Raw genomic sequence first — 15,558 nt, 5'->3', positions numbered from 1 at the left:
GTAATATACAGAAAAAACTCAAGTAATAACAACTAAAATATGACCTGAACCTAGCTCATACTCCGGAATAAACTTAACAAAACCTAATCATAAATATTACATCTCGGAATCTTCCTCTTGATATTCGTTCATGATATAAATGCCATTAATTGCAGGATACAGAGCAGCACCAATGGATCATATTGCTCAATTCGCATTGGATGTCATTGCAATCAAAGCACAGGCAATTTCCTCATTAAGCAATCTCTTATTTCTTTAGCCTTAATTGATCCATTAGCTGTTATTTCCATTCACCATTTGCAAGCTGGAATTATCTATTATGGTTAAAACACATGTCTTATTCGCTTTATATTGACGTTACTCGTTTAATTCGAAGACAGCTTCAACAACTGAAACCAACTGGAATTGATCGGGTAATGCTAGCCTATTTAAAACATTATCAGGATTCTGCACGTGGTGTTATTTATTATTTTGGGCGACTTTGGATTTTATCTGAAAAACAATCCAAATATCTTTTCCATTCGTTGTTGTCTGGCAAGTTAAGTCGTATTAGCTTGTCTGCTTTTATCCTTCGAGTCGCAATTCATCATGCTCTTGAAACAAAGCATGATGGCTTTTTACTTCTATTGGGACATAGCGATTTAGCACAAACCCGATATGCCAAAGCAATTGTAAGAATAAGATTGACGCCCATTTGTTTTATTCATGATTTAATTCCAATAACTCATCCCGAGTATTGCCGCGCAGGTGAAAAAGAAAAGCATACTCGGCGAATGATTCATGCACTTACCTTAGCCAAAGGCATTATTGTGAACTCTCAAGATACATATAATGCTTTATTTAAGTTTGCGCTCTCCCTGGAAAAAAAATTGCCTGCCATATGCATTGCTCCACTTGGAGTGGATTTGCCACAATCACTATTGTGTTCTCGAACGATTGACTCGCCCTATTTTGTTGTGATTGGTACGATTGAGCCTCGTAAAAACCATATTATGCTACTTTATGTATGGCAAAATTTAATTGAGCAACTAGGTAGTAAGGCCCCCAAACTCGTTATTATTGGGCGGAGAGGATGGGAGTGTGAGCATATTACGCGTATGCTCGATCGTTGTTCCAAACTGCGTGGATTTGTCTTTGAATGGAATCAATGTTCCGATGAGGAGTTATCGTCTTGCTTGCAACATGCTCAAGCGCTCTTATTTCCTTCATTTGTTGAAGGATATGGCTTACCATTGGTTGAAGCCTTAAATGCCGGTGTTCCGGTTATTGCGAGCACCACACCTGCCCTAGTAGAGATTGGCAACAATATTCCCGAGTATGTTGATCCCCTAGATACAGTGCAATGGATAAACATCATTACGAATTATGCACAACCAGACAGTAGGTTAAGACAAGCACAAAAAAAACGATTAACTGACTATAAAGCACCGATCTGGAGGAAGCATTTTTTGATTTCAGAACATCTTATACAATCTATTGCGAATCAGAACATCGTAGGCTCTGAAGAGAATAGTTCTTCTGCTTTTACCATTTCTACAGAACCCAATGACCTCAATAGCAGTAAGCAAATTCCTAGTCATGCAATGATTTATGTCTGGCGCATGCCTTATTGGAAAAGACCCATTATCCGACGATTTCTTGCAAATCATACTATTCGCTTTGTTCGGAGAACACGTGCTATAAAACCTGGAGGCCTCCTTTTGCTTTGGGGGTCGCGCCCAACTCCATCTAAGCTAAGAAAAGATATTTCAGTTGCTCGACTGGAAGATGGTTTTCTACGCTCGGTTGGCCTAGGTGCCGACCTGACACGTCCTTTATCTTGGGTTATTGATACTCAAGGAATCTATTATAATGGAACCAAACCATCTGATTTAGAACATATTTTACAGTACTCCACGTTTGCAGAACCATTATTGGAGCGCGCAGCATCTTTTCATCAACGTATCGTTGCACATGGGGTAACAAAATATAATTTAAAAGGACAAGTATGGAAACCATCTGCTAATGACCGACGTATCATTCTAGTCCCAGGCCAAGTTGAAACAGATGCATCAATTGCGTTCGGAACTGGAGAAATTAAATCAAATATAGAATTGCTTCGAGCCGTACGCACGAAAAACCCTGACGCATGGTTAATATATAAACCCCATCCAGACGTCGTTGCGGGCCTGCGGGCCAAAGGAATTGATGAGCATCAAACCCATCAATATTGTGACGAATATCTTGATGATGTGTCGATCGATCATCTCTTAAAATATGTAGATGAAGTACACGTCATGACCTCTTTAGCTGGTTTTGAAGCGCTCCTTAGAGGAAAAGCTGTTACATGTTACGGATTACCCTTTTATGCAGGGTGGGGATTAACAACAGACATGATGAGCACTCCTCGACGCACTCGAAAACTAAAACTACACGAATTAATTGCTGGGGCTTTATTGCTTTATCCAATGTACATTAGCTGGGATAAAGGAACGCGAGTTGCTCCTGAAGAGGCCTTGGAAGAATTAATCTCGGAAAAAAAACTAAAAACGACAGGAAAAGTGCATACACTATTCAGAGCAGGTTATCGAACCCTACGAAGGTGGACGCGTTTCTATAATTAATTTTACTCACGGCATGGGAATATATTTATCTCCTAGCGTTACATTGTTTTGCACGTTTTAATCTCCGAACAGATAAGAAATCTGGCGTTTAAAAAAGAGTAAGAGCGGGAATTATTTGCGGCAAACAGCTCAAAATATGCAAATAAAATAAGCACATTATCCTATTTTTAATAATTCCTTAATAAATTAAGGTTATTATATACACAATTAAAATAAGGTAAATCCAATTTGAATCAAAATGAGGATGGTCTGTGTTTAGCAAGTTTCAAACCAAAACCGATAAAGTTAATGAGAAAATTGCCCGCATTAAGAGTGCGACAGCAATAAAAGACGTACGATCTCTAGAACAGTTTGATGAGATTTTAAGTAAAAATCCTCACCGCGAAAAAATTCAGGGTTATTATGTTGAAATTCCACTCTCTGAATATAAAACCTTTGTACCCAATGGCCCTCAATTTCCCGACCGATATGGTAATCCCTATGAAGGGGGGCAGTTTGATGTACCGTTGTTCACTTTAAAGGAGTGGCGTGACAACTGGCAGAGAGGATATCAAAATACAGATAAACCGGATTTATTAATCAATGCCAACTGGTTTAATGTATGGGCAACGGGTATTCCAAACGCTGGAGAAAAAATCAACCCCAGAACACAACCACGTACCTATCTTGCTGGATTATCGCTGAGTAATGGTGAACTGGTGTCCACTCATAAAGTGCTGGATCAAAATAATGTTGGGCTAGATACGATCACCTTTGATCGCGCAGGTAAAAAAGCAGTGGTGATTGCTCATGATAATATTGATGTCGAATTGGCAAAAGATCAACATTTTTATGATCATAAAGATGCTGTTTCCGGGTTTATTATTTTAAAAGACAAAACTCAACTAAAAACACCAGACTTAAATAATAACCATTCAAATCGATTACCACGCACGGGAGTCGGCTACAAAAATAATGGTCAAACTCTTGTGGTCATGGTGATCCATAATCCTGATCGTAATGTTGGTGTCACTGCAGAAGAGTTCGCGGGTTTATTTGAAGCGCTCAATTGTAGCGATGCGATTAACCTGGATAATAGCGGCTCTGTAGAACTGTACTACAGCGGACTGAGTGAATTCGGTGAAAAATCAGTTACCGTACAAACGAAAACTTGCGATGCCGGAGCTCCCACTGAACGGCCTAAGCCAAACTGTTTGGGCTTTAAAAATGTAAGTAGGCATACCTTATTTGCAAAGGATGACTCCGATACACCTCCAAAAAAGTCAACACGTTATGATATTGAAAAAACATCAGCCAAAACAGATGATGATGTAACATATACCTATTACATTAAGCGCTAGGTCGACGAAAATTGGCGATTGCAATCTGCGTTTTCTCATCTTCAGAAATTACATCGGACGAAGAAACATTCGATGCAATTTCTGCTGCCAGCTCTATAGGGAGCTGGGCCGCACTAAAGAAACTATTACCATCACGATAGGCTTGCGCAATCATATAAGAGGCATATCGTATTTTATAATATTCAGTAAAATAGGGACATAGTACTGCAAGGTGAAATTTTGAGGCAGTGTCATGTATGCGCCTATCTGTAAAATATAGGTTGCAGTCAGTCGAATCAGAAACGATAAAATGTGTCTTATCTAAATTAAGTAAGCGTATAAAGTGTTCCTTTAACTTGACTGTGGTAAAAAGAACACCGAGTAATTGACTTTCCGACAAAAAAGCTGGGAGATAAACCCTATTCTCAGTAACAACTATTAAATCATTTTCTTTATTTATGCCCGATTGATGCAAAAATAGATCGCGCATTTTCTGATTTGGAAACTCAATTGCCAATGATTTTTTGTCGCCACGAACAAACTCGGATAGCTTTACTACTGGACCAATCGCATGTTGAACAAAATCATTCAATCGCTGTTTCAACTCTGGATCTTCATCGCAATAATGATCAACAATTTTTGTGAACCACGTTGTATAACCATTCTTTTCAGTGAGTAACGTATAAAGTTTCCCTTGAAGTTTTTTAAGTAATTTTTTAGCGGCTACTGTATCTAATTCCGAGTTATCTGACAACGATGCTTGCACACACGCCATTTGTTGCACAATATTAATCATCCCTTGAATGCGAGGCTCATTTACAGATTGATGCAATAAACGATCTGCAAAAATTAAGAGGTCATTTCCATAGGTAATTATCAGGTGTTCAGTATCGTTTTCCATCATACATTCGATCAGATTTAAAGGATTAAAACTCTATCAAAAATAACAGAACTTACCTACGCATCGTCATTTCGCTCTGTTCTTGACTGTTATTTTTAAGCTTCGTATATAAAAGATCCGCTTTATCATGCAATTGCTTGTCTGCATGTGTAGGAGCTTGTAAGGAAGCGGTTTTCTTTTGAACTTCGGAAAGAACAGATGTGAGCTTATCAACAACAAGGGGATTATTTCGAACGCCAATAGAAAAATGATCTTGTAAGGGGTGTTCCTCTAAAACATCGATGATGCGACTAATCGACTTGGCATCAAAATGAGGTCGTTCTAATAACGTTTCAATAGCAAAGCTTAATGCTGTCGTTGAGTAGGAATAGCAATTGGAGCGATACATGTTACACATTTGCTTTTGATTAATGAGTTGATCTGCTGAATCAAGAAATTTATTAATTTCTTGCTGAGTAAAAGAAACGCCTGTGGGATAGCCAACAAAGTTATATCCGCTGCTTAAGTATTTTTTTTCATTATCTTTTTGAGTATGGAACGTTACTCCATTCCGCAACCATTGCGAGAAATCCCACGGACTTTGGCGTCCATATACAGAAAAAGAACCGTTCTTACTGTTTTTTAAGGCAATAGCAGAATGGCTTATCGGCATGCAAGGAAGCGGTAGCCCGGGTTTGGTCGCAAACATTAATTCAAAAGTGTCATCTTTAGATGAATCATCCAATGAGCGCATTTTATCGGGCTCTATGGGTTCTGGGCTGAATGAAATTGATTTTTCTGGGGTGGGCACTTCATCTTTAGTCAATAATTTGTGAGATCTATTCCTCGTCTGAAACAGAGCATACCTGCTCCAGGCAGTCGTAGTTTTCGTATATTCTAGAGGATTTACTATCTTTGCTAACTTTGCAAGCATAATGCCAACTCCCTTTAATGCCAATTCAACACAGAGTGTACTTTATTTAGTATCTTAAACACAGTAACCAGCTCTCGTCAACCGCATCTGATGAAAAAATAAAAGTCACCATAGTCTATAATTAGACAAAATGTTGTTAAAATTGATTATTGCGGAGATCATAATGTTTGCACTAATGGGGCGACATGCTGGCAAATTAATAGGCACATCGGGAGCTGGTACTCTTCTTCTTGCATATGATGCATACAAGTATCAACAACTACAGCAAAACATGACGGCACTACAAACTAAGCTCGAGGATACTTCTGATATTGTCGATGCAGATCAAAAAAATTGGCTCATCTTGGGTAGGCAAAGCCCCGGTTACGTACGAGATACTGATAAAACCCCCAAGGAGCATCTACAGCAGAAAATACATACGAGTTCTATCTGGTTTAAGTCATTGGGAACGCAGCTAGATAACGAGAAACATTTTGATTTATTTGCAGGTAGTGATTTTGTAGTAGAGATGTTTGGAAAAAAAGGCCAAACTCCAAAAGTACGTGTTCAACCGGAAAAAATGCTCAGTGATGACTTGGATACGATCAAAGATGATGAACTGTTTGAAGTGGGTTTTGCACGCAAACAAGGTTTTGCAGATATCACGCAAAAATCTCCTTTCTTTCACTCATCCATCGCATTACGAAAAATTAATAAAGAGGACGTTGCTCATTCAGAATTTGTGGTTGTTAGGGGGCAGGAAATAAAAGAGGTCATAGCAAGAACAAATAAAGCGATTTGTGATGAACAATCGTGCAATCTTTTCCGATCCAATTGTTATTCAGCCACGATCTATGCCGGTGGAGAACTCATCAAGGTAATCGCTGAACGAGATTTAAAAACAGAAGATACAAAAGAATCCATGCAGGCAATTATTGGTATCATTTCAATACGAGCATTCGACAATTTTGCTCGAGGCGTTAGCAATAATTCAGTGGTATCAGAACAGTTGACTACTCAAGTACCTCAAGTATTAGCAAAATATGGACTGGGAAAAACAAACATCCCCGAAAAACCAGAGGGGCCCAAGTTATAAAAGCCTTAGCATCAATTTCGATTTAATACATTAAGCGTACCTATATGGGAGATAGAATAATGAAATCAGCAAATATGTTTACAGTAGATGAAAATATTTTAAAAAGCCTTGGAGCGGGTACTTTGAAAGTAATTAGAGCCAAAGGAATCCAGATGGAAGCAGAAATAGCCGCAAAACTAGAGGAATTAGAGTCATTGGTTGTTGAAGGAGCTTCCAGTAATGGACTTGCTAAAGCAAAGGTAGATGGTACTCATCAAATTTTAGAACTCTCCTTGGATCCCGCCTATTCCGAATTAGATAATAAAACAAAAACATGTACGCTGCTGACTGAGGCAATTAATGATGCAATCTATAAAGTTAATCTAACTATAGAAAATGAACTATCTAACATAAAATATAGGTATACCGGAGAAGTTATTAAAAGTTTATCTTAAAATCGTTACAAAGGTATTTTGCTTGTATTATTTATACCTCCTTATACATTGCTCATGTGGGTTAAGCCAAAAGCTTACCCGCTTGTTAGTTCCTTGTTAATATACAAGCTAGTTCAAAATAATACCCAATAAAAAAATTTACTAAGGTTCATTGGCACTCTGATTTTTTTGAATACTTGCCTGAGTTCTACCGGTGTCCTCTTCTTTGGTTTTCCCAAATAGATAAATTGCACAAAGGTGTTGGTTCTTTTTTTCTAGAGAAGAATTCTGTATGGTTAAGCTTGATTTGATTGCATTTTGATGTAGCTTATAACTTATTTAGTGCCTTATATAATGCACTAAATTTTATGATAACTCTTTGATTTAGGTATAAACAATGAAATGGATTTTTTCTTTTATCATAGGAATATTTTTTCTTATGACCTATGATGCTTTTGCTAAAAACATGTCTTCAGGCAAGTTAATAACTCATAATGAGTGGATAACTGGCAATATAAAACTAACCTATAGTTTTTCCGATATCAACGCGGAGGTATTCCATAAGCTAAAAAGTAAGGTAAATCACTCTGGATTTTCAGAAAATGCAACCAAGATACTCATTCATCCAAGCCAGGAAATATCCGTAGTCACTCCAGATAAGGAGCGAATCACTACAATAAAAAGTCGGAGTTTTGTGGAGATCTATGGCTATACTCATAATGAACCAGGCTATTTTAATATAACCCGTAAGCTATGTATTAGATCCCACAATTATTATGGCTGCGCGAATATAAACGAGGATATTTTTGCTGATGAGTATATTCTAAATATGAAATCGCTTGATCTTGAGGCCTTTAATTTGCCGACTGGCGACTACCTTGCAACGATCGAGGTCCTCGTGGAGTCAGATGATGGTGCAATAGGTTATCTAAGCGATGGTAATACTGAATTTACTATTCAAGCACCATAAGTGACGATTGCTCCTTGCCCCAACAATAATCTAAATTAATGCATATAATTAATTCATATGAAACTGCAACAAGGATGTTTTTATGTATGAAGATCTCAGCACTCCTTATGAAGCACCCAAAGGTATTGCATCCTTACAGCTCGGAGGTATTGTTGTTCAAGATAAAATATTAAAAAGTACCCCCGTCAATCTGGTGCTCAAATCGTTTAACCGCCATGGCTTAATTGCTGGAGCGACAGGAAGTGGGAAAACCAAAACCATGCAAGTGCTTTCTGAGCAATTGTCTTTGGCTGGAGTTCCTTGTCTGGTCATGGATATTAAAGGGGATATTTCCGGTTTGGCAATGCCTGGTGAGGCCAGCTCAGGTATTGAAAAGCGATGCAAATCGCTCCAACTCTCGTTTAATCCGCGGGGATATCCCGTAGAATTATATACGCTAAGTAGTGTGGCTGGAATTCCTTTGCGTGCCATTGTTTCTGATTTTGGTGCACTGCTTTTTTCAAGGATGTTAGGAGTCAACGAAACCCAGGCAGGAGTTGTCACTATTCTATTTGAATATGCTAAAGACAATGGCATGCCGCTCGTTGATTTACAAGATTTTAAAGCCTTATTGCAATATGTCCAAAGCAAGGAAGGTAATGTAGAAATAGAATCTCAGTATGGTAGTGTCGCTACAGCCTCCATAGGCTCCATTATGCGTAAAATTGTTGAATTGGAATCCCAGGGTGGCAAAGATTTCTTTGGTGAACCCGCGTTCAAAATTGATGATTTATTACAATGCAATGAAAATGGCCAGGGAATTATCTCGATTGTTCGTTTAATGGACATGCAAGATCGACCACAACTCTTTTCAACATTTATGCTCAAATTACTTACTGATATTTACCGCCAACTACCCGAGTTGGGCGATCCTGATAAGCCCAAATTGGTTTTATTTATTGACGAGGCGCATCTGATTTTCAAAAATGCCAGTAAAGCCTTATTAAATACATTAGACACTATAGTTAAATTAATTCGCTCCAAAGGTGTCGGCTTAATTTTTTGCACGCAAACACCAAACGATATCCCGGAGGCTGTTTTGGGACAGCTCGGATTAAAAATTCAACATGCACTACGAGCATTTACCGCAAAAGATCGGCAGGCAATGAAATTAGTTGCACAAAACTTTCCACCCTCAACTCATTATGATACAGAGCACATGTTAACTACACTGAGTATTGGTGAAGCGCTTTTGAGTGCTCTTGATGCAGAAGGACAGCCAACCCCATTAATTCAATGTTTGATTAGACCACCAGAATCAAGAATGGGGGTCTTATCTGAAGATGAAGCACAGCACATACTAAACAAATCTCATTTATATCAACGCTATGCTCGTCCAGAAAATCCGCATTCCGCATCAGAAATGCTGGAGGAAAAGAAACAAAGCACAGCAATGGATGCCTCAACTGCAACGCCCCAAGAGAAAACAACAACATCAGAATCTTCTATATTGGTAACAATCAGTAAGAATACTCTCGTGAGACAAGTCGTTCGGGATTTTTTTCGTTGGGTATTAAAAAACTTGACTAAGAGTGGACGCTAACCTAATTACATTTCCAGTAATGACAAAAACTTCTGGCTATTGAAACGAGAACACCTTGTATGTTCATATCAAACGATACACATCGTTGAATGATGTTAGAAATTGCGTCCTGATTACACCTAATATTCGTTTGCAGGGACTCACTCGATCCCAAACATCCGTTTATGAAGGAAAAAAACAACGCAATGTGTTGATAGAAGAGCTCGAACGGCTTAAGTTTCGCACCTAAACTTTCAAATATTGGAATTGAAATATGCTCCATAACATTTTAAACGAATCCGTACTATCTTATTATTTAAAGCGCCTTGGCGGTCTCTTGCTTATTTTGCTTGGTCTGTTCGGATGTATATTAACCGCCCCCATTTCTCATTTAGGAGGAATTTTCAGCGTGTTAAAGAGTATCATTGACAGAAGAGATCCATTGGAATCAGGTTTTGAAGGAATAAGAATAGCCTCCTTTGGCTCTATAAATTTAATTATTCTCGGAATAGAATTAGTACGTTCCAGACCAAATGTTCTAAATTCTAGCGAACAAAAGGAACCGTTGGTAAATAGTAAATCCACTGAACTACAGGATAAGGCTACAGTTCCAATTATCGCCCCCAAAGCCACAAAAGAAACCAAAGGCACGATGCCAACACCCAAACCAAGTGCTGTTTCCGATTCCTTTTTTTCCAGGACCGAGTCAAAAACAAAAGCAGAGATGCCTCAAACCGCTCCATCCCGTGAGGCCAATCATTCCGTGGAAATTCAGCTATTTCTAGTTAAAGTAAATCAAGTTATAGCTCAAGATGAGGCACAAGTTCCACTTAAAATAGAAGATGACTCCTCTAAAGTAAAAGAACTCTATATCGAAAAACTAATTACGCGAATCAAAACTCCAGCCATTGCAAAAAATGATTTCTGGGATCTCTTGGAGCAGATGAGCAACAAGGACATTAAATTATTTGTGAGTAAACTCAGTGCCAATAAAAAAAATGGCAAGTTTGGTTCAACCGAACTGGATTATTTATGGCGTCAATTTAGCGGATTTGAATTTGAAATCTCAAAAAGAGAAAATAAAGCACGCAAATTTGCAATAATGCTCGAAGCACTTTCTGAAGAACAATTAAAGGCATCTTTTGACTCATCCGACTTCTTAAACGTATTAAATAAGGACGCGTTTGCTGATTGTGCAGTGAATACATTTACTCGTAAGCAATTGGAGTTGTTTGCAGCTAATAGTAGGCGGCATGAAACGCTAAATTCAATGCTCAAGAAACTCAAACCCAGCCCTTACTTATTAGGTAAACTTGTTTCTATTATGCCTTATGCTACAGGGGACATTAGAATATCGCTCATCACTCAAATAAGCCATATGGCGCATCCACCATCGTTTAAGATAGAGCTGATAAAATTAGTCGACCATTACATTCATGTTAATTTGCAAGCGTACAAAAAAGAGCTTGAAGCATCACAATCAAACATATCACATAGCACACCTACATCCCATCCTGCAAAAAAATGGGCCCCAGTTCCGATAGTTACCAAGCCAGTCTATACGAGCAGCGCTGTTCAAAGAAAGGATTGGAGCGATGATGATTTTGATGCATTCATACGCGATTTAAATGCCGCAACATTTATGTTGAGTGAAGAAAGAATAATTGCAGAGTTAGATAGCTTGCCTGATTATCGAATTAAAATGCTTGTAGAACGAGCTGCATCTGCAGCAGGATTTACAAATCTGCTAAACCACATTTGGTTACTCGATTCGAAAACAATAAACAATAAATCAAATATAGATTGTAGAGAAAATAGGCTAAAGATTATTTTAGAAAATATAACTAAATCTCAATTAGAAAGAGCTCTGAAAGAAAACAAATTTTGGGAAATTTTTAGAAATACTCAAGAACCTTTTTGTGAAATGGCAGCCCGTGTTTTATCTCCAGAACAATTTGCAACGATTAGCTCCCATGCCCCACTTGAGCGACATGCAGATTTTGCAATAATCATCGCCCAGATTAAGAAAGATAGCCCCCTCGAAAAAGAAAGATTGCAAAAAATCTTGGAGGCAATTATACCACAGGCTACTCCTTGGGTTGCTTTGGTACTGGAGCTGCAGGTAAAAAATTTATTAACACATGATAAGCACCTATTTGAGCAGTTACACAACGAGCTAAAAATATCACTCGCTCAATCCTTAACAAGACCGGATGTCAATTTTAAATATACACGAGATCATAGCTTAAATAAGCAGGCGATTTCCTATCTAATTGAGTCTCATTCACACACAGATAGTGCCGCAATGGAGTACTAAGAACATGCAGCGTGAATGAAAAACAGCATAACTCGGGTTACGGTTTGCGCCTTCACCCAAGAGGTAATACTAACTTGGGTTAAAATCAACTTAAATGTTGGCACGATAGCTCGTCTCATGAACGGGCTAAAAAGGTGTACGTGCCAACAATGAATGTATAAAGGATAAATCGTTCTCTGAAACAAATATTTATCTTTTTTAACTATTATATAATCTAGGTATTATATTTAAATATAACGATGGATCTGTGAATTATTAAAAGGAGTTAAAATAATGCCAATTAAAACCATTTTAATGGCGCTGGGTCTTCTTTTCTCTTCAATCGGTTATACCACGATTAATATTGGGACTCTTATATTTAAACCACCTTACATTTTCTCTCCAAAAAATGGATTTGATATTGATTTGGCACAACTACTATGTCAGCGCTTAAAAGAACAATGTAACTTTATTCCAATGGGAATCAATGAACTCTACAAAAAACTACAAGAGGGTAAAGTTGATTTGGCAATGGGAGGGATTCCAATTTCTTATGAGTTGAAAACCAATTTCATTTTCAGCTTGCCCTATATGTTAAGCAAAGGACAGTTTCTCGTTTTAAAAAATAGTCAAATTAATTCGATTAACGGATTACAAGGAAAAAAAGTCGGTATTTTGCAAAACCCGCTCAATGGGGGATTGTTTTATGAATATTTATTAGAACATTACTCAAAACTATTTCAAATTAAACTCTATGAAGACATTGAAGATGTCTTGGCAGATTTACACAATAAAACCATATCGGCTGCCTTTCTCAATCGCTCATCAGTAAATTATTGGACTCATGAGGGAGGTAATCAATTTAAGCCATTAGGCGATGTAGATGAAATTGGAGACGGCATAGTAATTCTGGCTTCGCCCAAGAATCAAGAATTAATCGATCGTATTAATAACGCATTAAAAGCAATAGAAAAAGATAATACATACATGAAATTATATAATACTTATTTTTCAGATGAATAAATTCGTTAAGAGAACTCTCTGACAAAAAACAAGATAAATTTTTAGAAACCAATAAGCATCTTGATCCATTATCGAAAATTATGGTGGCCTATTAGGCTTTAAGCAGGTGCAGGATTTTTCTTTCGATAGTCCAGAGCCTCGATGATTTTAATCGATAGCTTTATGATGAAAAATGCAGATAATCAAATATGTCTTTAGACATTGGCGAGCCATCTGCATTAAAGTGCTAACCAAAATATCCTCCTATTTACTCATAGATAAACCGGTGTTCATTGCAAAATCCATATCGAGATCGGGAACCTCTTCAACAGTTCTATATTGCTTTAAAGCAGCAATTACTGATGATTTTTCCAGTAAATAATAAATTTCATCTTTATATTTAGAATTTTTGTCTTTATAAATTTTTGCGTTTGATTTGTCACCAATAAAAGACAAACGATTGGAATGATCAATTTTCCCAGTGACATCAAATCCTGACGCCCCAACAAAGGGTATTGCTTGCTCGGGTCTTAACGAAAATTTATAGTTTTCGTTTGTTGAACTAATTACCGTTCCTTCAGTCAGCGAACTGCTGATGGATGTATTGAAACTAATAAAAAAATTATCACCTTCATTTATTAGCGAATAAACAGAGGTTAATATTTTTTTGATAGTTCCCTCATTCAAATAAATCATTAATCCTTCGGCAATGACTATTGTATTTTGTTCTCTATCAAACCCATATTTCAGCAAGGATTCTTCCATGCTATCTGCAGAGAAATCACAAGCTATATAATATAAATTGTTATTGACCTGACAAGCCTCGCTTGATAGCTCAGCAATCGTTAACTCCCCTTGTTCCGGAAGCGTCCTTATCGCTTTTAATTTATTATTTCGAGTTGGACCATCCAAATCTAACTCATAAATCTTTAATTCTTCTTTATCTTGAAACTCTAACGCTAAAATTAAAGCACGAGTATCATACCCTCCCGCCAAAATAACGATTTGTTGTACTTCATTGTTAGTAATTCGCTGTCTGAGTAGATTGTTGATCATAAGCTTTCTAGTTAACATTAAATTATCGTAGCCCGGTGCGACTAAATAATTATAAAAAGCCTGTTCAAAAAATGAGGGAAGCCGGGGCAAACTATTCATAAGACAGGATAAAGCAAAACTTGGTTCTGAAGAAATAGCTGTATTAACAACATGCTCGGTAATTTTTAAATCCGCTTCAGTGAAATAATTCATATATCCAGCCTTTAGAGCCCTTAAATAGGCTGCAACAACCGATAGGGCAGTGATACTGGGTTTTGAATTTGCTTCCGTTCTCTTCATCTACTTATCCTTAATACTACTTCATCTTCATCCAGCGCGGGTGAAACGTAATTTGTAGTTCGCCGCGTTTATATTTAACTCTATGAATAGGCGTCCATTTTTAATGGGTGATTTTATACAAGTTTTATTTTAAATTCCTCTTTTATATGAAATTATTCTCTTGACTGTCTAACAGCCTCAAAACAGCCCTCAAACAATTTTAAACGCTTGATTCCGTGTGCGTTTGTAATAAATAAAATACATATTTAAAGAGCTTGATAAATCCTGACCTATGTTTGTGCTATTGAGTTAGGATCTGACCTCAAAACGAGATAAGATATTCTGTGCATCATCCCGGGTTAGTGTAATTATTACACAGCTTTCTAATCCGAAAAGAATGGAATTCTAATTAATTAAAAAAGGAGTTTGTTATGAAAATGAGCTTTTTACTGAGCGCTTTGCTTTTATCGCCACTGCTGGCTTTTGCTAATTCTGATAATAATAGTTCCGAGCATCTTACTTTTTCCTCATTACCGAAGAATAAAAATACCTTAACCAGACACTATAGCAATGAACAGGAACGGCCTGATCTGAATCTAATGGAGCAACGAACCATTGATTTTCCAACTCAAATTGTTCGCGTTCGCGGTAATGTTACAGGATTAAAGCTCAGTTGCGCGGAAGTGCAAGATGAAATAGATCGGGTTTTTTCCAAAAAAATCTCTGCCAATCGGTTTATCTACAACACTTATGTCAACTGCGGCTATGATGAGGAAAGCCCCGAACAATATGCGGTAAGCTTTTCTATTCAGAGTTATTTCGATCCATTAACCAATAAGGCCATTGATTATTTGAAATCCTATCTGGAACGTAACTCCCCACGTCATCCCGAACCCGAGCGCAGCGAGGGTGAGGGATCTCCTGTCAGGTGGAACAGTTTTTAAAGAATCGATTGATACAAATCATTCCACTCTGGGTTCAATGCATTAATCAAATCATGCTTCTTTTTTCGTGACCAACCCTTGATTTGTTTTTCTCGTTCAATGGCTACAATGATACTCCCACAAGCTTCATAGTATACCAATCGATCCACGTTGTATTTTTTGGTGAATCCAGCAACTAGCTTATTTTTGTGCTCATAGACACGACGAATCAAATCATTGCTAACGCCAGTATATAAAACATTATTGT

Annotated in this window: 13 protein-coding genes; 9 read left to right on the top strand and 4 right to left on the bottom strand. The window is 37.5% G+C overall.

Going from position 1 to position 15,558, the window contains the following annotated elements; all coding sequences use genetic code 11:
* Nucleotides 1-332 precede the first annotated feature (332 nt).
* Both BW930_RS16875 and BW930_RS15265 read left to right on the top strand, forming a co-directional pair.
* On the top strand, nucleotides 333-2,603 hold the full coding sequence (locus BW930_RS16875) for a capsular polysaccharide export protein, LipB/KpsS family (protein WP_082647095.1): 2,271 nt from the start codon (nucleotides 333-335) through the stop codon (nucleotides 2,601-2,603).
* A 251-nt stretch (nucleotides 2,604-2,854) separates the two neighbouring features.
* Nucleotides 2,855-3,943, top strand: a complete 1,089-nt coding sequence (locus BW930_RS15265) for a phosphodiester glycosidase family protein (RefSeq protein ID WP_058469419.1) — start codon at nucleotides 2,855-2,857, stop codon at nucleotides 3,941-3,943.
* On the opposite strand, the gene BW930_RS15260 is transcribed toward BW930_RS15265, so the two are convergent.
* Together BW930_RS15260 and BW930_RS15255 are read right to left on the bottom strand one after the other, a co-directional pair.
* Complete coding sequence (locus BW930_RS15260) at nucleotides 3,933-4,826, bottom strand: hypothetical protein (RefSeq protein WP_058469418.1); 894 nt, start codon at nucleotides 4,824-4,826, stop codon at nucleotides 3,933-3,935. The two genes, BW930_RS15265 and BW930_RS15260, sit on opposite strands and share 11 nt — an antisense overlap.
* 49 nt (nucleotides 4,827-4,875) lie before the next feature.
* Nucleotides 4,876-5,736 carry a hypothetical protein gene (locus BW930_RS15255; RefSeq protein ID WP_058469417.1) on the bottom strand — a complete coding sequence of 287 codons (861 nt, stop codon included), beginning with the start codon at nucleotides 5,734-5,736 and terminating at the stop codon, nucleotides 4,876-4,878.
* 163 nt (nucleotides 5,737-5,899) lie between these two features.
* On the opposite strand from BW930_RS15255, the gene BW930_RS15250 reads away from it, so the two are divergent.
* The 6 genes from BW930_RS15250 (at nucleotide 5,900) to BW930_RS15225 (ending at nucleotide 13,074) form a co-directional block, all read left to right on the top strand.
* Complete coding sequence (locus BW930_RS15250) at nucleotides 5,900-6,811, top strand: hypothetical protein (protein ID WP_058469416.1); 912 nt, start codon at nucleotides 5,900-5,902, stop codon at nucleotides 6,809-6,811.
* Between the two features lie 59 nt (nucleotides 6,812-6,870).
* Entirely contained in the window at nucleotides 6,871-7,245 is a 375-nt protein-coding gene (locus BW930_RS15245) for a YbaB/EbfC family nucleoid-associated protein (RefSeq protein WP_058469415.1), read from the top strand.
* 376 nt (nucleotides 7,246-7,621) lie between these two features.
* Entirely contained in the window at nucleotides 7,622-8,194 is a 573-nt protein-coding gene (locus BW930_RS15240; protein ID WP_058469414.1) for a hypothetical protein, read from the top strand.
* 82 nt (nucleotides 8,195-8,276) lie between these two features.
* Nucleotides 8,277-9,776 carry a helicase HerA-like domain-containing protein gene (locus BW930_RS15235; protein ID WP_058469413.1) on the top strand — a complete coding sequence of 500 codons (1,500 nt, stop codon included), beginning with the start codon at nucleotides 8,277-8,279 and terminating at the stop codon, nucleotides 9,774-9,776.
* Between the two features lie 253 nt (nucleotides 9,777-10,029).
* Nucleotides 10,030-12,072 (top strand): hypothetical protein, encoded by a 2,043-nt coding sequence (locus BW930_RS15230; RefSeq protein ID WP_058469412.1) that lies wholly within the window; start codon nucleotides 10,030-10,032, stop codon nucleotides 12,070-12,072.
* Nucleotides 12,073-12,345: 273 nt separating this feature from the next.
* Nucleotides 12,346-13,074, top strand: a complete 729-nt coding sequence (locus BW930_RS15225; protein WP_058469411.1) for a transporter substrate-binding domain-containing protein — start codon at nucleotides 12,346-12,348, stop codon at nucleotides 13,072-13,074.
* Between the two features lie 243 nt (nucleotides 13,075-13,317).
* Here the strand turns inward: BW930_RS15225 and BW930_RS15220 are convergent, their stop codons facing one another.
* A complete protein-coding gene (locus BW930_RS15220; RefSeq protein ID WP_058469410.1) occupies nucleotides 13,318-14,388 on the bottom strand; it encodes a class I SAM-dependent methyltransferase in 1,071 nt (356 codons plus the stop codon).
* Nucleotides 14,389-14,798: 410 nt separating this feature from the next.
* Here BW930_RS15220 and BW930_RS15215 point away from each other — a divergent pair, with 410 nt between their 5' ends.
* Complete coding sequence (locus BW930_RS15215; RefSeq protein ID WP_175607553.1) at nucleotides 14,799-15,311, top strand: Lpg0189 family type II secretion system effector; 513 nt, start codon at nucleotides 14,799-14,801, stop codon at nucleotides 15,309-15,311.
* Here BW930_RS15215 and BW930_RS15210 read toward each other — a convergent pair.
* Nucleotides 15,308-15,558: GIY-YIG nuclease family protein (locus BW930_RS15210; RefSeq protein WP_076547582.1), on the bottom strand; the 251-nt coding region annotated here is incomplete at its 5' end. The two genes, BW930_RS15215 and BW930_RS15210, sit on opposite strands and share 4 nt — an antisense overlap.

The organism is Fluoribacter gormanii (genome assembly GCF_900156395.1).
GTDB lineage: Bacteria > Pseudomonadota > Gammaproteobacteria > Legionellales > Legionellaceae > Legionella > Legionella gormanii.
The sequence above is the reverse complement of the archived record's forward strand: the minus strand, read 5'-3'. Positions and strand labels throughout refer to the sequence as shown.